This window comes from Bradyrhizobium sp. SZCCHNS3016, assembly GCF_032484535.1.
Taxonomy (GTDB): Bacteria; Pseudomonadota; Alphaproteobacteria; order Rhizobiales; family Xanthobacteraceae; genus Bradyrhizobium.
This window is the reverse complement of the sequence record NZ_JAUETE010000001.1, coordinates 735,683-752,484: the sequence shown is the minus strand read 5'-3', so window position 1 is coordinate 752,484 and position 16,802 is coordinate 735,683. Positions and strand designations below refer to the sequence as shown.

Genomic DNA, 16,802 nt, shown 5'->3' with positions numbered 1-16,802 from the left:
AACCGGCTCGCCCATCACTCCCCGCCTCCACGTGTCGTGACGACCGCGATACGCCCCTCTCCATGAGGCGGGATGCGTCTAGACAATCACGAATTCCGAAAAAGAGAAAGGAGAATTTTTCGGTCCGGCGGGGCGGATCGGAGCAATGCGCTGAAGCCTCGCCCGAAACAAGCGTTTCCGCACACGTCCTCTGCAGACGATCGAAAGCCATGAAACGGACCATCGAGCGGGCGCATCGCCCCTGATTTGCCCGACGAGCGCGACGCCGCCTCCGACTGCCGACCGGGATGTCCATGGCGTTGACGATGTCGCGCAAGCGGATTGATCCCGATCAAGGACCAGGCGCCGCGCCGGAGCAAACTTGTCATCAACCTGTGGCTGCACAGGCAGGAAATGGGGGAAACGCCATCATGGGAAACGCCATGCGGAGATATCTTCTTGCCTTTACCTTGGTGATCGCCGCACTCGGCTTCACGTCGTCGGCGCGTGCGGGATGCTGGCCGAACGAAAATTTCCACCTCGTGTGCTGGCTGGATACCTATGGAACGGCGTGCGAAGCGCACCACGCGCTGACCAGCGTCAGAGCCGTGCTGTATCCGGAACCGCGCTACTCGTACTATGAATTCGAGGTTTCGCACTGGTGGACGGCCCACAAGACAGTGGCCTGTCCGCCGAATCAAAAGACAACGTTCAGCGGTGTCTGGGACCGGGAAACCGGAAAGGCGGAGGAAACGGCGACCACCGGCATTTCGTCGGTGACGAGGCGAGTCTATTGCAGCAACAATCCCTGGACGGGCCAGGGGCCGCCGACGGTGCCGATCTGCTCATATCCGGCCGATGATCCGAACGTGGGACTGCCCGTCACCTCGGCGATGCTCGCGCAAAGCCAGCGAGACGATCTGCTTCGCGTTCAGGAGCCGTTGCATACCCGTTGCCAGCAGATCAAGCCACTCGAGGACGAGGTGTCGTGGCTGAACGGCCGCCCCATCGTCGAGGTGGTCGCGTCCCATCATGAATATCAGAAGCTCGAATGGCATCTGTGGTTCATGGACTTCGGCGAGTTCGGACCGTGGCATGAGGTCGCGGCACCGAAGCCGAAGGGCCCTTTGATCTGGAAGGGCACGACCTATACCGAGCGCCGCATTGCGACATCGAGGCACAGATATTGGCTGAACAAGCCCGGCCGCTGGAAGGTGGTTGCGAAGCCGAAGCCGACCGCGGCGGCGGCGCAGGGGATCCCGATCAGCGTGACCACCGAATGTCCCGGCGCGACGTTCAACGTGCAGTGATGGGCGATGACGCGGTCCTCATGGCGCGCAGGAACATGCTTCCGCACGCCACGTCACATCGCCTGGACTATTTCTGTGCTGATGCCGGTGTGGTCACGGCCGCGCAGGCTGGGGATGGAGTCGGTGAGGCGAGGGTGGACCGAATCAGCCTTGACAAAATTCTGATTTAAAGAAATAATGGGGCAATAACAGTCAGCCGAAGGCGAACTGGCGCTCCATGCAGTATTTCGTCGTGATGATCGACTACGGCCGGCGCGGACGCGAGGCCGTGGTCGATCCTGAGATGACCCGGCGCGACGTCGTTGCGCGTATCGCGTCGGGGGAATATTCGAACGTCAGCTTCATTCACGAGATCGTCGACCGGTCGGTTGCCGACATCACGGCCGACATCATGTCCGAAGCCGCCCTGCCCGAGATCGATGGCCGGGATGCCGATCTGCAGGCCGCCCGGTCCGATCACCTCCGTGACCTGCGCAAGCACGAGCGGGTTTGATCCGTCCGTGCCGGCCCATGTCGGATCCCCGCAACGACGAAGCAGGTGATCCGGCATCTGCAGCAGGCCACCCCGGACGGATGCGCCAGATCAGACCAGAAAGACCGTCGAGCCGGTCGTCTTGCGTGCCGCGAGATCGGCGTGAGCCCGGGCCGCCTCCTTGAGCGGATAGGTCTGGTTGACCTCGATCTTCACCGCACCAGATTTGACCACGTCGAACAGCTCGTTGGCCATCGCGACCAGGCTCTCGCGCTTGGCGGCGTAGGTGAACAACGTCGGCCGGGTCACGAACAGCGACCCCTTCTGGGCGAGCAGCCCGAGATTGAGCGGATCGACCGTGCCGGAGGACTGGCCGAACAGCACGGCGTAGCCGAGCGGCGCGAGGCAATCGAGCGACTTCAGGAACGTGTCCTTGCCGACGGAGTCATAGACGACAGGCACCTTCTTGCCGCCGGTGATCTCGCCGACGCGCGCGACGAAGTCCTCGCGCGTATAGATGATGGTATGCTCGCAGCCATGCGCCCTGGCCAGTTGCGCCTTGTCGTCGCTGGATACCGTGCCGATGACGGTGGCACCGAGGTGCTTGGCCCACTGGCTGAGGATGAGGCCGACGCCGCCGGCGGCGGCATGCAGCAGGATGGTCTCGCCCGCCTTGACGCGGTAGGTCTGCCGGATCAGGTACTGGGCGGTCAGGCCCTTGAGCATCATCGCCGCGGCGGTCTTGTCATCGATGTCATCGGGCAGCTTCAGCAGCAGCGCGGCCGGCATCAGCCGCGCCTCTGAATAGGCGCCGAGCGGCGACGAGCCGTAGGCGACGCGGTCGCCCACCTTCAGGTCCGTCACCCCTTCGCCCAGCTCCTCGATCACACCGGCGCCCTCGCCGCCCAGTCCGCTCGGAAGCTGGACCGGATAGAGCCCGGAGCGATTGTAGATGTCGATGAAGTTGAGCCCGACCGCCGTATGGCGGATGCGCGCCTCGCCGGGGCCGGGCTTGCCGACCTCGATCTGCTCCCAAGCGAGGACCTCGGGACCGCCGGTCTTGTGGAAACGAATGGCGTTCGTCATGGGTTGTCATCCTCCCTGTCGGATTGCGCGACGCCGCGCCGCCCGGCCGCGCCGGCGCCCTTGCACGCCGTTCGAGCCCCTGTTCTTCCGCGGCCGAACCTCGGTCATCCGTAGCCGCTGTCGGCTCGGTTTGGCAATCGGCTTTGCCAGCCGGCACAGGAACAACGTTTGCCGTTCCAGCGTTCATGGGCCATAGCGTGGAGTCCGAGCCCCATGCCGCCCAAACGACGCAGCGCAGCGATCTATCTGGCCATCCTGATCGAGTTGGCCTGCCACACCTTCATGGGCATCGCCATGGGGCTCGGCTTCGCCTTCGCGCTGACCCAACTGGATGCGTTCGGCATCTCGACCCTGATCGCCCATAGTCTCGATCCGCACGTGACGTTCGTGATCTTCGTCGGTGTGTTGACGCTGTCCTTTGCTGTCGGCGCGACGCTGACGGGATTCGTATTCACGATGATGGAGGAGAGATAGACCCGAGGCACGCCGATGACTGCGTGGCGCTCGCAGCTGTCATATGCGCGTCGCGCAAACCATGCAGATGGACGGCAGGTTCGACCGGCGCGGAGATGACGAAATGGCCGGACTGCTGGATGCAGGCGATCCGCGGCTTCGCGAGGTCGGCCTCGGATCCGTGGGTGATGCTACGCCGTTGGGTGCGCGGCCCTCATGAACGGCTGGCTTGCTCTGTTCGCGGCGGGAGCTCTCGAGATCATCTGGGCGCTCGGCTTGAAGCATTCCGACGGCCTGACGCGCTTCTGGCCCAGCGTCGCCACCGTGATCGCCATTCTGCTCAGCTTCGCGATGATGTCGCTCGCGCTGCGCTCACTGCCGTTTGGCACCGCCTATGCGGTATGGACCGGGATCGGCGCGGCCGGGAGCATTCTCGCCGGCATGATCCTCTACAGCGAGCCGGCGGATCCGACGCGGCTGTTCTGCCTCACGCTGATCATCACCGGCATGATCGGGCTGAAGCTGAACTCGCCGGTCTGACACGGGCGACGATCTCCGGCAGGATCGCGAGAGTTCGACGCTGCCGAACACGGCGAGGGCGAGCACGAACGGCAGCAGGTGATAGAGCGCACGGAAGATCAGCAGCGCTGCGAGCAGCCGCTCCTGATCGCCGCCCAGGCCCAGCAGGATCGTTGCATCGAACAGGCCGATGCCGGCCGGGGCATGGCTGGCAAATCCAAGCAAGGTCGCGGCAATGAAGACCGCCATCAACCGCGCCAGATCGACGCCGAGTTCCGCCGGCATGAGGACGTACATTGCCAGCGCCGCGGCGCCGAGCTCAAACAGCCCGACCAGGATCTGCAGCAGCACAGCGGGCCCGGATGGCAGTCGAACGGGCCAGCGCGCACTTCGCCGCCCCGGCCAGCTCCACACGACGAACGCGGCAACGGCGCAAAGCAGTGCCGCGGCAACGAGACGGTTGAGCGCCGGCGGCCAACACTCCACCCATCCGAAGGCGTCCGGATCAATCATCAAGCTCAGGCCGAGCGCGGTGAGATTTCCGAGCCAGAAGGTCAGTCCGGTGAGGAAGCTGATATTGGCGATGTCGATCGCACCGAGCCGGTACGGCGCGTAGATCCGATATCGAACCAGCGGTGAGATCAACGCGACCGCGCCGATGCCGTGCGCAATCGGGTAGCTCGTGAAGCTGCCGAGCGCGGCCGCGCGATAGGGAATGTCCCGCCGGCCAATCGTCCGCAACGCGAACAGGTCGTAGAGCGTGAGGCTGGCGTAGGAGAGGACGATGAACGCCAGCGCCATCGCGATCAGATGAAGGTCCGTGGCCTCGACGATCGACAGAACATGAACGAAGTCGAGCTTCTTGACGGCGCGTGCCAGGACATACACGGCCACAGCCGCAATCGAGAGGCTCAGGGCCAGTCCGCACAGGCTGCGCAACCAGATTCTGCGGTTCGACTGCAGCGGCGGAACGTCGTTCAGGTCAGCCATTCAACGTGTTTCGTTTCAAACATGCGCCGGCCGATTCGAGCAGGACGATGGCGCCGTTTGACACACCGATGTGACAGCGGCGTTACCGTTGTGCGCCGCCCACACACCTTAATTATCTGTTAACGCCGGACGATCGTTCACCGCTACCAACACGGCGAGCTGCAATGCAGCACCACATTCGCGATCATTCAAATTTGAATTAATCGCCGGCGGGTTCGAGCGTAATGACGTGAACCGTATCAGTACGGATGCATGAAGGTCGCATCTTCGTCACGCGGACTTTCTAAGACGGGTGCGGGACGTCAACATTCGAGGCAGCATGAACGCGGAAATCGAACACGAGCTCACGCCGGACCAATGGGAGACGCTGAAGGCGCTTCGCATTCCCGCGCGTGAACGCCGCAGGCTGAACGGCATGATTGTCGACGAGCTCACTGCATTTGGACTCGCCTCCATCGACAATGGCGCCGCGACGCTCACCGTCGCCGGGCGCAAGGTTCTCATCAGAGGATCCTCACGCCTGCTCGATGTCGCAGCCTGATCTTTCGGAGCCCGGCCTTCCCTTTTTGAAGAGCCGCGCGCCGAATTCACCACAAGGATTTCCGCGCGCGCTCGGGCCACTCGCGATCGTACGCCGCGCCGTCGATATCGTTGGCCGTCATCGCCGCAAGAATCTGTCCCGGCGTCGGCAGTTGCTGCGGGTCGACGCGCTTGTCAGGGTTCCAGAGATCGGCACGAACGATCGCGCGGGCGCATTGGAAGTAGATCTCTTCCACCGCCATGACGAGGACGGAGCGCGGCAGCTTGCCTTCCATCCGGAACGACTCCAACAGATCGGGAGCCGTCGACAGATGACCGTGTCCGTTCACACGCAATGTATTGCCCGATCCCGGAATCAGGAACAGCAGACCGATCCGCGGATCACGCACGATATTGCGCAGGGAATCCACGCGATTATTGCCGCGTCGATCCGGCATCATCAGCGTCTTGTCGTCATGGATGCGGATGAAGCCGGGAAGATCGCCGCGCGGCGAACAGTCGAGACCTTCGGGACCACACGTCGCCAGCGCCACGAAAGGCGACTTCTCGATCATGATCCGGTAGTGCGGCGTCACGCGATCGGCCACCTTCGCCGTCGATGCCAGCCCCGTCTCGCCATAGATCGCCTCGAGCTGCTCAATCGTGGTGATGATCGACATGGCCGCTTCCTCCCTCGGATCCGATCGGTTCTGCGTCGATCGGTCGCTTGATGATTTCCGCCAGCCTGTGACCGTGCGGCTCGGGATCGCCGACATTGACGATCGTGACATCCGCCACGGTGTCTTCGCTCACCGCCCGGTGAAGACGCTCACCGATATCGCCGTCACTCGGACGGTGCCGCTTGCCGAGCCGTTCGGCGAGAACATCCGCCGGCGCAGTGATGGCGACGACGATGACGTCGGCATAGTCCCGGCGCGCGGCGGGAATGATCGTTCGCGAGACGTTCACGACCACGATGCGGCCGGCCAGGATGTCATTCTTGATCGCGCGCGGCACGCCGTAGTCATGTCCGTGGGCCTCCCAATGTAGCGCGAACTCACCGGCGCTGAGCGCCTCACGAAAAGCGGACGCGCTCATCTCGAGATTATCCTCGAAAGCCGAGGCCTCGCGCGTGACGATCCGCCGCGGAAAAACGATCCGGTCATCGCTGGCGCATTCGCGGCGCGCCACGTTGAGCAAGGTGTCCTTGCCCGCGCCGCTCGGCCCGACCACCAGGATCAGGCGGCCGGGACCGAGCTTCGCGGGCGTCTTCGCCGATGCAACCTCGGTTCCGCTCATGCCACCCGCTGTCCTTCCCGCCAGACGCTGCGCACGACCGACAACTGGCCCGCGACATGAACACGGATCAAGTCCGCACGCTTGCCTGCGGCGATCTCACCGCGATCATGCAGGCCGACGGCATCGGCGGGCGCCTTGGTGACGGTGCGGACGGCTGCGGCAAGATCGATGGAAGGCACCCGCTGCGGCAATTGCAGCGCACCCATCAGCAGGCTCGACGGTACGTAGTCCGACGACAGAATGTCGAGCAGGCCCTCGCGCGCGAGGTCCACGGCGGCGATATTGCCGGAGTGAGACCCGCCGCGCACGACGTTGGGAGCGCCCATCAGGATGCTGATGCCCGCCTGGTGAAGGCCCCGCGCGGCTTCCATCGTGGTTGGAAACTCCGCGACTGCGATGCCGTCCTTGATCGCGTCCGCGACGTTCTCCTCGGTGGTGTCGTCATGACTGGCCAGGGGCACGTCATGGGTCTTCGCCAGCGCAACGATGTCGCGCATGTTCGGCGCCGCATAGGCCTGCTGATAGGCGAATCGCCGCGCGAACATCACGTCGAGCTCCGCATCGGTCTTGCCGCCGCTCTTGCCGCGATAGTAGTCGCGCAGCTTGCCTTCGTCGCGAAACTGGCGTTGCCCGGGCGTATGATCCATCAGCGACATCAGCCGCACATCCGGGCGCCCGGCCAGCTGCCGCGCCTCCTCGACTACGGTCGGCATCGGCACCTCGCAGCGCAGATGCAGAAAGTGATCGGACCGCAGCAACCCGCCGTCGCGCGCCGTCGCGATCGCATCCGCGAGCACATTGGCCTGGCCGTCGACGCCCTCGGCGCCCTCTTCGCTCCACACCCGCAGCGAATCCAGCACCGTCGTGATGCCCGCGGTCGCAAGCTGCCCGTCATAGGAAATGACGGCAGCAACGGGATCCCAATAGACCTTCGGGCGCGGCACGAAATGCGCTTCGAGGTGATCGGTGTGCAGTTCGACCAGGCCGGGCATCAACAGGTCGCCGCCGGCATCCAGGCTGCCAACCGGCGCTGCCCCCTCGCCCAGTTCCGCGATCCGGCCTCCCGCGATCGCCACCCAGCCCTGCTCGACGACGCGGTCGGCGAGGACCAGCCTGGCATTGCCTATCACGAGATCGGACATGTTCGCGCTCATCTGCAATTTGTCCCTTTACGCCGCCACAGCGAATGTCATGACGTCGACCATGCGATCCGCAATCTGCGCGCGGATCTCGTCATCATGCACGATCGCGAGCATCGCCACTCCGTCCTTCTTCTTCGCTGCGATCAGGTCGACCACGACCGCGCGGTTCGCCGCATCGAGCGACGCGGTCGGCTCGTCGAGCAACAGCACCGGAACTTCGGAGATGAAGCCGCGTGCGATGTTGACCCGCTGCTGCTCGCCGCCCGAGAAGGTCGATGGCGGCAGCGACCACAGCCGTTCGGGAATGTTCAGCCGTCGCAGCAGCCCACCCGCCCGCACCCGCGCATCGTCGCGCGGCAAGCCGGCCGCGAGCAGCGGTTCGGCAACGACATCGAGTGCAGGGACGCGCGGCACCGCGCGCAGGAATTGGCTGACATAGCCGATGGTCTGCCGCCTCGCATTCAGGACCAGGCGCGGCTCGGCGCCGGCGAGATTGGTCATCTCGCCCTGGTGCAGGACGCCGATGCGGCCGCCATCGCAACGGTAATTGCCGAAGATCATCTTCAGGATCGACGACTTGCCAGCGCCCGACGGTCCCGACAACACGACGCATTCGCCGGCCTTGACCTGGAACGACACGCCGCGCACCACGGGCAGCGATATGCCGCCCTGCAGATGCATGGTGAAGGTCTTCTCTGCATTCTCGACATCGATCATCACGGTCATCGCATTGGGCCCAATTGCATCATGGCGGCAGGATCGAGGATACGAGGAGCTGCGTGTAAGGCTCGCGCGGATCGTCGAGCACCTGGTCGGTGAGGCCGGTCTCGATCACCCGCCCCTCCTTCATGACCATCACACGATGAGACAGCAACCGCGCCACGGCCAGATCGTGGGTCACGACGATGGCGGCGAGCCCAAGCTCGTTGACGAGGCTGCGCATCAGATCGAGCAGGCGCGCCTGCACGGACACGTCGAGTCCTCCGGTCGGCTCATCCATGAACACGAGCCTGGGCTCGGTCACGAGATTGCGCGCGATCTGCAGCCGCTGCCGCATGCCACCGGAATAGGTCCGCGGCGCATCGTCGATACGGGCGACGTCGATCTCCACGCGCGCGAGCCATGACGAGGCGGTCTGCCTGATCCGGCCATAGTTATTCCAGCCGACCGCCATCAGCCGCTCGCCGACATTGGCGCCCGCCGAAACCGCCATGCGCAGGCCTTGCGCCGGGTCCTGATGGACATAGCCCCAATCGGTGCGGAATAGAAAACGGCGTTCGGCCTCGCCGAGCCCGGCAAGATCGCGCAGCACCCCGTCACGCATCCGATAGGACACGCGGCCAGCCGTCGGCGCCAGTTGCGCCGACAACATCTGCAAGAGTGTCGATTTGCCCGAGCCTGACTCGCCGACGATGGCGAGCACCTCGCCGGGATAGAGCACGAAGGAGACATCGCGGCATGCCGCCAACCGGCCATAGCTCTTTGCAAGCCCTTCGGCGACGAGCAGCGGCTGATCGGAGGCTCTGATCATCTCAGCCATGGGCGCTCTCCTTGTGCGGGGCGGCGCTCTGCGCGCCACGATGTCCGGACGCCTGGCGGCCCTCGCAGTAATCGGTATCGGAACACACGAACATGCGGCTGCCCTTGTCGTCGGTCACGATCTCGTCCAGATAGGAATCCTCCGCGCCGCACAGCGCGCAGGGCGCGTCGAACTTGTAGCGCGTGAACGGATGGTCCTCGAAATCCAGCGAGACGACCGACGTATAGGGTGGAATGGCGTAGATTCGCTTCTCGCGTCCCGCGCCGAACAATTGCAGCGCAGGGCAATTGTCCATCTTGGGATTGTCAAACTTCGGCGTCGGCGACGGGTCCATCACGTAGCGCGCATTGACCTTGACCGGATAGGCGTAGGAGGTCGCGATGTGACCGAAGCGTGCGATGTCCTCATAGAGCTTGACGTGCATCAGGCCATATTCGGCGAGCGCGTGCATGCGGCGGGTCTCGGTCTCGCGCGGCTCGAGAAAGCGCAGCGGCTCCGGGATCGGCACCTGATAGACCAGCACCTGCCCCTCGTGAAGCGGCGCCTCGGGAATTCGGTGACGGGTCTGAATCACGCTCGCCTCTTCCGTCGATGTCGTGGTCGCGACGCCCGCGGTCTTGGCGAAGAACTTGCGAATCGAGATCGCATTTGTCGTATCGTCCGAGCCCTGGTCGATGACCTTGAGCACGTCGTCGGGACCGAGAATGGCGGCGGTGACCTGCACGCCGCCGGTGCCCCAGCCATAGGGCATCGGCATCTCGCGGCTCGCGAACGGCACCTGATAGCCGGGAATCGCGATCGCCTTCAGGATCGCGCGGCGGATCATCCGCTTGGTCTGCTCGTCGAGATAAGCGAAGTTGTACGTCGGCGCGTTCATTCCGCAGCTTCCTTCAATTCAGGAGCGGCATTGGCCTCAGCGAACTCCTGGCGCAGCTTGCGCAGCAGTCCGAGCTCGGACTGGAAGTCGACATAATGCGGCAGCTTCAGATGCTCGACGAACCCGGTCGCTTGCACGTTGTCGGAGTGCGACATCACGAACTCCTCATCCTGCGCCGGCGCGACCATGTCCTCGCCGAGCTCGCGCGCCCGCAAGGCGCGGTCGACGAGGGCCATCGACATGGTCTTGCGCTCGCTCTGCCCGAAGGCGAGGCCATAGCCGCGCGTGAAGCACGGCGGCTCGGTGGCCGACCCCTTGAACTGGTTCACCATCTGGCATTCGGTCAGCTCGACCGATCCGAGCGGCACCGCAAAGCCGATCTCCTCGGCCAAGAACTCGACCTCGACTTCGCCGAAGCGGATTTCGCCGGCAAAGGGATGGTTGCGGCCATAGCCGCGCTGGGTCGAGTAGCCGAGCGCGAGCAGAAACCCCTCGTCACCGCGTGCGAGATTCTGCAACCGCAGATCACGATCGGCGGGAAAGCCTAGGGGATCGCGGGTGAGATCGCCGACCGGCGCGCCAACCTCGGCTTGCGGCGACGGCTCGATCAACCCGTCCTGGCCGAGAATGTCGGTGACACGTGGCGTCGGCGCATTCGGCGCCTCGGCACGGACCGGCGGCTCCGGCTCGCCGCCTGCCGCCAACTGCGGATCGAGCAGCCGATGCGTATAGTCGAAGGTCGGCCCGAGCACCTGGCCGCCGGGAATGTCCTTGAAGGTCGACGAGACGCGCCGCTGCACCCGCATCGCGCCGGTGTCGACCGGCTCGCTTGCGCCGAAGCGCGGCAAGGTCGCGCGGAAGGCGCGCACCAGGAAGATCGCCTCGATCAGATCACCGCGCGCCTGCTTGATTGCGAGCGCCGCGAGCTCGCGGTCGTACAGCGAGCCCTCGCTCATCACACGATCGACGGCAAGCCCCAACTGCTCGGAGATCTGCGCCAGTGACAGCTCCGGCACATCGCGATCACCCCGGCGCTCGTGCGCCAGCAGCCGGTGCGCGTTCTCGATGGCGCGTTCGCCACCCTTGACGGCGACATACATGCCTCACTCTCCTGCGGAAACGAGTCGGGTCGTTCGCGGGATGGCGACGATGGACGAGCCATCGACCAGCACCACATCGACACCACGCGGAAACAGCTTCTCATTGATCGACAGCCGCTCGAACAGGTCGACGGGCGCGACCGTTGCACAGAGCGACGTCGCCCCGTCGATGCCCGGACCGCGCAGCTTCAACGCCGGCCCTCGGGACAAGCTCGGCACCTGCAGGATCAGCGTCGTCGAGCGATCGGGGTACTCAGCACTGCCGAGCGCGAATGAGCTCGGAGAAGGCAGCGCTTGCGGCTCCGCGACCAGCGCAAAACTGGCGAGCGCGGCATCGGCGACGATCGGCGCCCCGGTGTGAAACTTGAGCCAGGCGCCGACCTCGGGCGTGCCGGCGAGCGGCGCATCGAGCCAGATCGGCGTATCGTGATCGAACAGCGTCAACGCGATCGCGGCGGCACCAGGCATCAAGGACGAGGGCCGGCCGACATTGACCTCGACCTGCCGCACATTTCCCGGACGCGCCATGGCCTCCATGACGGTACGGAAGGTCGATTGCGCGGACAGAACATTGTCGGCGAAACCGTGTTGCAGATCGGAAGCGGCAGCAGCCATCAGCCTTCTCCTCGCACCATCGTATAGAAATCGACACGCGTGGCCGCAGCCTCCTCTGCGCGGCGCTCGCGCGAAGTGCGCATCTGCGCCTGCAGCGGCGCAACCACCTGCGTCTCGATCGATCGCGTGTGGCTTGATGACTGGATCATCGCGTCACACAGCGCCATCAAACGCGCCTTGGCGGCGTCGCGTCCCAGCACATAGCCGAACCCGACCTCGCCGCTCTCCAGCCGCACCGCGGCGCGCGACACCGTCGCCTCGCCGACATTGAACGGCGCTCCATCACCGCCGATCCGGCCCCGCAGCATCACGAGGCCATTCTCCGCCGGGCGCAGGTCGCGATGCTCAGGCAGCGCGAGGCCATCGAGCCTGGCGCGGATGTCCGCATGCGAGGCATGCGCCAATACCCGCATCGCCGCCCTGCGCCGGTCCTGCATCGCCGTCTCGCCGTCCATCTTCATCCCGATCTTGCCGTCGCGAAGTTGTCTATGTTAATAGACAACTTCGTACCGAAGCGCCATGACTGTTTTATGACATGGACGTGATTTTGAGGCCGGACAGCGGGGAGCCGCGATGAGCATGCTGGGCGCCGATTCGGGCGTGGCGCTGTGGCGGCGGGTGGCCGACGGCATCGAGCGCGACATCGCCGACGGCCGCTTCGCCGCCGGCGCGCGCCTGCCCGGCGAGACCGAGATCGCCGAAACCTACCGCGTCAACCGTCATACGGTACGGCGCGCGCTCGCCACCTTGGCAGAGCGCGGTCTCGTGCGCGCCGAGCGCGGCAGCGGCACCTATGTCGAAGCGCCTCGTCTGTCATATCCCCTGAGATCGCGAACCAGGTTCTCCGAGATCGTGGGCGCCGGCGGGCGTGAGCCGCGCGGGCAGTTGATCGCAGCGTCCGAAGAGTCCGCGACGCGCGAACTCGCGCGCGAGCTGCGATTGAAGACGGGTGCTCCGCTGGTCCGAATTGATGCACTGCGTCTTGCCGACAAGACCCCCATCTGCGTCAGCACGTCCTGGCTGTCGTCCGAGCGATTTCCCGAGGCCGGTCACATCTTCGCGTCGGTCCGCTCGATGACGGCGCTGCTCGCGCATTACGGCATTCGCGACTATCGCCGCGGTGCGACCAGGATCACGGCAGCCATCGCCGATGCGAGCGACGCCGCACGGCTCGACCTCGCGCTGGGCCGTCCGGTGCTGGTGGTCGACAGCACCGACATCGATGCCGATGGGACGCCGCTCGTCAGCAAGCGCTCGCGCTTCGCCGCAGAGCGCGTGACCTTCGAGGTCGAGAGCTAGACCAGACGTCCATCGCTTTGTCGCGTCCTTGCGCGCTCAGTCGATGAGCGTGCCATCTTGATTGAAGAACGGATGCGGCCCGTCGAAATCTCCGATCGGCATCTGATGCGTGACGACCGTTCCAAATCCCGGTCCTGGAAACCAGGCATGAAGGTGAAAGGCCGGCGGCTCGATCCGGAAGGATGGCGGGCGAAGCTGGGACAGGTCGAGCGCGACGGCATGGTTCGGCGCCGGGCAGATCGTGCAGGGGATGCCGGCAAACCGGGTCAGCGTCGCGCGATGAACGTGACCGCATCCGATCAGTTGCACCCGCGGATGGCGCGTGAGGATGGCCGCGAGATCGTCGGCGTTGCGCAGGTTCTGCCGGTCCATGTGCCAGATGCCAGTGGCGAACGGCGGGTGGTGCAGAAACAGCAGGGCCGGCCTTTCGCTTGATCCGGACAGCGCGGCGTCGAGCCATTGCAGACTCGCTTCATCGAGCTCGCCATGCGGATGGCCGGGCACGCTGGAATCGAGCAGAAGCAGATCGAGATCGGCCAACTCCACGCACCGGTTCAGCGGACCGGTGGGTTGACCATGCAGAGCATCCGGAAACGCCGCGCGCATCAGCTCGCGTGAATCGTGATTGCCGGGCACGGCGACGAATGGAGTTTCGAGCTCGGCGAGAAGATCCTTGAGATGAGCGTACTCGGCCGACGACGGCGTATCGACGAGATCGCCCGAGATCACCACCAGATCGAGCTTCGGCTCGAACCGGTTGAGCTCCGTGATGCAACGGGCCAGCGCGCGCGCCGTATCGACCCGGCGGTAGGCGAGCCGGCCGGGCGCCTTGATGTGCAGATCGGAAATCTGTGCGATGGTGACGGGACTCTTGGTCATCAGCAGATCAGCCTTTCTCCGGCAACAGCCGAATGGAGTCCGGTGCAATCCGCAGGCCGATCCGCTCTCCCGCAGCGAGCCTGATCGAATTCGGCGCGTCCACGGTCAGTGCAATTGAGGCGGCGTCGCGGACGATGATCCGCTGCCGGTCGCCGACAAAGCGGACGCTGTCGACGACGCCAGTCAGACTCGATGCCGCGGCATCGACGATCCCGATCGTTTCCGGCCGAACCATCGCCACCGCCAGGTTACATGGACCGGGATCGGCGATCGGCTGCCGACCTCCCGGCAGAACGAGCTGGGCGCCGTCGATCGGCGCCTCGATGATGTTGGCCGCGCCGACGAACTCCGCGACGAATCGATCGGCGGGCGAGAAATAGATCTCGCGCGGCGTCCCGATCTGAGCGATGGCGCCCTTGCGCATCACGACGATGCGGTCGCCGAGCTCCATGGCTTCAGCCTGGTCATGCGTGACGTAGATCGCCGTGATGCCGAGCGTGCGCAACAAGCCGTTGAGCTCACCGCGCAGGCGCTCTCGCAAGGCCGCATCGAGCGCGGTGAGCGGCTCATCGAGCAGCAGCACGCTCGGCCGTATCGCGACCGCGCGCGCCAGCGCGACGCGCTGGCGCTGGCCGCCCGAGAGCTGATCGATTCGCCGATCTTCGAGGCCGGCGAGGTTGGTCAGCGTGACTAGCTCCGCGACCCGCGCGGCGCGCTCCGGCTTGGGCACGCCGCGGATCTTGAGCCCGTAGCCGATATTGTCCGCGACGGTCATGTTGGGGAACAGCGCGTAGGATTGAAACACCATGCCGACATTGCGCTTCTCGATCGGCTGCCTCGTCAGATCCTTGCCGCCGAACAGCACGCGCCCGCCCGCATCGGGTGTTTCGAGCCCGGCCACGATCCGCAGCAGCGTGGTCTTGCCGCAGCCGGACGGCCCCAACAGCACCAGCGTCTCGCTCTGCGCGATGTCGAGCGTGGCGCGCGCGAGCGCGCAGGTCCCGTCGGCAAAGGTCTTGCCGCAATTCTCCACCTTGAGGGCGGCTCCATGCCGGGTCATCGGGCTCACCTCAGGCTTCCTCTCTCGCCGATCCACTGCATCGCCACGAGCAGCGGAATGATCATCACGAAGAAGATCAGCGTGTAGGCGGATGCGACCTCCAGCCGCATCGATGCGTAGCTGTCGGCGAGGCCGACCGGCAGCGTCTTGGTCAGCGGCGTATGCAACATCCAGGTCAGGTTGAATTCTCCGAGAGATAGCGTCACCACCATGAGGCTGCCCGCCAGGATGCCGGGCGCGGCGTTGGGAACGATGACGTCGATGAAGCGGCGCCATGGCGCGGCTCCGACCGATGCGGCACCTTCGTCGAGCGACTTCACGTCGATCGTCGAGAACACCGCCATGACGGACCGCACCATGAATGGCATCGTAAAGATCACGTGCCCGGCGAGGATGAACAGCCATGAGCGGCGGAAGCTGCCGAAGCCACCATAGGTGAGTAGCAGCGCCAGCGCGATGGCGAGCCCGGGAATCGCGAGCGGCAAGGTGATGATCTCCTCGACCAGCCGCGCCAGCCGTCCGCCGCGAACGTAGAGCGCGTAGGCAGCGGGAACACCGACCACGAGCGTGACCGCCAGCGTGCCCAGCGCGATCAGGGTCGATGCCATGATCGTGCCCGCGTAGAGCTCCCAGACCTGGGCCACCCACTGCAGCGTCACGCCGGATTGAATGCCGCGGAAGTAGTTGACGGTCACGCCCGCGGCGATCGAAAGGCCGGCCGGCACGGCCAGGAAGGCGGCGACGAGCAGTGTGAACAGCAGTTGAAGAATGAAGACGGCTCTGTCGCGCACGTGCCTACCCTGCCGCTGCCACCGAGCTGCCGGCGAAGGAGCGCGCCAATGCAAGCATCAGCCAGGTCATCAGGCCAAGGCCGACCGAGAGCGCCGCCGAGGTGGCCATGTTTCCGGCCAGCGTGAACTCCGTGTAGATCAGCATCGGCAACACGTCGATGTTCGTGGCCAAGGTGAATGCCGTTCCGAACGCGCCCATCGCCGTCGCGAACGCGATCGCCCCGGACGCGATCAGCGCCGGGGTCAGCGCCGGCAGGATCACGTCGCGCAGCACGGCCCAGGGGCTCGCACCGAGCGATCGGGCCGCCTCCTCCAGACCGGGGTCCAGCTTCTGCGCGGCAGCCATGATCGTGAGGATCACCCGCGGAATCGAGAAATAGAGATAGCCGAGGAACAACCCGTAGATCGAATAGGCGAATACGAGCTTGTCGCCGGTGAACCGGGACGAGACCTCCCCGATCATCCCCTGGCGGCCAGCCAGAAGGATGATCATGAAGCCGACCACGACGCCCGGGAACGCGAGCGGAAACGTCAGGATCGCGACCAGGATCGCGCGGCCCGGAAACCGGTGACGCTGCAGGAACAGGCCGGCGATCGTCGCAATGACCAGGGTTGCAATCGTGGTGGCCGCCGCCAGCGTCAGCGTGTTGAGAAGTGTCGTGCGGTAGCGCGGCTCAAGGATGATGGCGAGATATTCGGCCAGACCGTGCAGTCCCTCGGCGCCGGTGACGAGCAGCCTCGCCATCGGCAACAGGAAGAATGCAGAGGTGACGGCTCCCAGGGGCAGCAAACAGAGCCGGATGAAGGATTTGTGCGACATGTGATCAAGTGCACCTCCGCCGGATCGTCTCCGGCGGAGGCACGGCGCTCCT

The 16,802-nt window shown here is 65.1% G+C and carries 20 protein-coding genes; 6 read left to right on the top strand and 14 right to left on the bottom strand.

Annotated elements, in window-relative coordinates; all coding sequences use genetic code 11:
• Positions 1-287: 287 nt before the first annotated feature.
• Together QW881_RS03635 and QW881_RS03630 are read left to right on the top strand one after the other, a co-directional pair.
• On the top strand, positions 288-1,289 hold the full coding sequence (locus QW881_RS03635) for a hypothetical protein (RefSeq protein ID WP_315756171.1): 1,002 nt from the start codon (positions 288-290) through the stop codon (positions 1,287-1,289).
• 217 nt (positions 1,290-1,506) lie between these two features.
• Positions 1,507-1,782: a hypothetical protein gene (locus tag QW881_RS03630; RefSeq protein ID WP_315756172.1), complete on the top strand. Its 276-nt coding sequence runs from the start codon at positions 1,507-1,509 to the stop codon at positions 1,780-1,782.
• A 90-nt stretch (positions 1,783-1,872) separates the two neighbouring features.
• On the opposite strand, the gene QW881_RS03625 is transcribed toward QW881_RS03630, so the two are convergent.
• Positions 1,873-2,847, bottom strand: a complete 975-nt coding sequence (locus tag QW881_RS03625) for a quinone oxidoreductase (protein ID WP_316158018.1) — start codon at positions 2,845-2,847, stop codon at positions 1,873-1,875.
• A gap of 213 nt (positions 2,848-3,060) precedes the next feature.
• Here QW881_RS03625 and QW881_RS03620 point away from each other — a divergent pair, with 213 nt between their 5' ends.
• From QW881_RS03620 to QW881_RS03610, 3 genes are all read left to right on the top strand, one after another.
• On the top strand, positions 3,061-3,321 hold the full coding sequence (locus QW881_RS03620; protein WP_315756174.1) for a hypothetical protein: 261 nt from the start codon (positions 3,061-3,063) through the stop codon (positions 3,319-3,321).
• Positions 3,322-3,516: 195 nt separating this feature from the next.
• Positions 3,517-3,840: a multidrug efflux SMR transporter gene (locus tag QW881_RS03615; protein WP_315741019.1), complete on the top strand. Its 324-nt coding sequence runs from the start codon at positions 3,517-3,519 to the stop codon at positions 3,838-3,840.
• Positions 3,841-5,128: 1,288 nt separating this feature from the next.
• Positions 5,129-5,350, top strand: coding sequence for a hypothetical protein (locus QW881_RS03610; RefSeq protein WP_315756375.1), 222 nt, complete (start codon positions 5,129-5,131; stop codon positions 5,348-5,350).
• Positions 5,351-5,396: 46 nt separating this feature from the next.
• Here the strand turns inward: QW881_RS03610 and QW881_RS03605 are convergent, their stop codons facing one another.
• From QW881_RS03605 to phnG, 9 genes are read right to left on the bottom strand one after another with little or no spacing between them, the layout of a single operon-like run.
• The gene (locus tag QW881_RS03605; RefSeq protein ID WP_315756176.1) at positions 5,397-6,008 is read right to left on the bottom strand and encodes a pyridoxamine 5'-phosphate oxidase family protein; all 612 of its coding nucleotides are present in this window, start codon (positions 6,006-6,008) and stop codon (positions 5,397-5,399) included.
• The gene (phnN, locus tag QW881_RS03600) at positions 5,986-6,627 is read right to left on the bottom strand and encodes a phosphonate metabolism protein/1,5-bisphosphokinase (PRPP-forming) PhnN (protein WP_315756177.1); all 642 of its coding nucleotides are present in this window, start codon (positions 6,625-6,627) and stop codon (positions 5,986-5,988) included. The genes QW881_RS03605 and phnN overlap by 23 nt, the downstream gene beginning before the upstream one ends.
• A complete protein-coding gene (locus QW881_RS03595; RefSeq protein WP_315756178.1) occupies positions 6,624-7,781 on the bottom strand; it encodes an alpha-D-ribose 1-methylphosphonate 5-triphosphate diphosphatase in 1,158 nt (385 codons plus the stop codon). Before QW881_RS03595 ends, phnN begins: the two co-directional genes overlap by 4 nt.
• A gap of 15 nt (positions 7,782-7,796) precedes the next feature.
• The gene (gene phnL, locus QW881_RS03590; RefSeq protein WP_316158019.1) at positions 7,797-8,495 is read right to left on the bottom strand and encodes a phosphonate C-P lyase system protein PhnL; all 699 of its coding nucleotides are present in this window, start codon (positions 8,493-8,495) and stop codon (positions 7,797-7,799) included.
• 19 nt (positions 8,496-8,514) lie between these two features.
• Positions 8,515-9,309 (bottom strand): phosphonate C-P lyase system protein PhnK, encoded by a 795-nt coding sequence (gene phnK / locus QW881_RS03585; RefSeq protein WP_315756180.1) that lies wholly within the window; start codon positions 9,307-9,309, stop codon positions 8,515-8,517.
• Complete coding sequence (locus QW881_RS03580) at positions 9,302-10,186, bottom strand: alpha-D-ribose 1-methylphosphonate 5-phosphate C-P-lyase PhnJ (protein ID WP_316158020.1); 885 nt, start codon at positions 10,184-10,186, stop codon at positions 9,302-9,304. The genes phnK and QW881_RS03580 overlap by 8 nt, the downstream gene beginning before the upstream one ends.
• On the bottom strand, positions 10,183-11,286 hold the full coding sequence (locus tag QW881_RS03575) for a carbon-phosphorus lyase complex subunit PhnI (protein ID WP_316158021.1): 1,104 nt from the start codon (positions 11,284-11,286) through the stop codon (positions 10,183-10,185). Before QW881_RS03575 ends, QW881_RS03580 begins: the two co-directional genes overlap by 4 nt.
• A 3-nt stretch (positions 11,287-11,289) precedes the next feature.
• Positions 11,290-11,901: a phosphonate C-P lyase system protein PhnH gene (gene phnH, locus QW881_RS03570; protein WP_316158022.1), complete on the bottom strand. Its 612-nt coding sequence runs from the start codon at positions 11,899-11,901 to the stop codon at positions 11,290-11,292.
• Positions 11,901-12,356, bottom strand: a complete 456-nt coding sequence (phnG, locus tag QW881_RS03565; protein WP_315756376.1) for a phosphonate C-P lyase system protein PhnG — start codon at positions 12,354-12,356, stop codon at positions 11,901-11,903. The genes phnH and phnG overlap by 1 nt, the downstream gene beginning before the upstream one ends.
• A gap of 118 nt (positions 12,357-12,474) precedes the next feature.
• Here phnG and phnF point away from each other — a divergent pair, with 118 nt between their 5' ends.
• On the top strand, positions 12,475-13,200 hold the full coding sequence (gene phnF / locus QW881_RS03560; protein WP_315756184.1) for a phosphonate metabolism transcriptional regulator PhnF: 726 nt from the start codon (positions 12,475-12,477) through the stop codon (positions 13,198-13,200).
• 36 nt (positions 13,201-13,236) lie between these two features.
• Here phnF and QW881_RS03555 read toward each other — a convergent pair whose 3' ends face one another.
• From QW881_RS03555 to QW881_RS03540, 4 genes are read right to left on the bottom strand one after another with little or no spacing between them, the layout of a single operon-like run.
• Positions 13,237-14,079: a phosphodiesterase gene (locus QW881_RS03555; protein WP_315756185.1), complete on the bottom strand. Its 843-nt coding sequence runs from the start codon at positions 14,077-14,079 to the stop codon at positions 13,237-13,239.
• Positions 14,080-14,086: 7 nt separating this feature from the next.
• The gene (locus QW881_RS03550) at positions 14,087-15,139 is read right to left on the bottom strand and encodes an ABC transporter ATP-binding protein (RefSeq protein ID WP_315756186.1); all 1,053 of its coding nucleotides are present in this window, start codon (positions 15,137-15,139) and stop codon (positions 14,087-14,089) included.
• Positions 15,140-15,144: 5 nt separating this feature from the next.
• Entirely contained in the window at positions 15,145-15,930 is a 786-nt protein-coding gene (locus tag QW881_RS03545) for an ABC transporter permease (RefSeq protein ID WP_316158023.1), read from the bottom strand.
• A 4-nt stretch (positions 15,931-15,934) separates the two neighbouring features.
• Positions 15,935-16,750, bottom strand: a complete 816-nt coding sequence (locus QW881_RS03540) for an ABC transporter permease (RefSeq protein WP_316158024.1) — start codon at positions 16,748-16,750, stop codon at positions 15,935-15,937.
• Positions 16,751-16,802 lie beyond the last annotated feature (52 nt).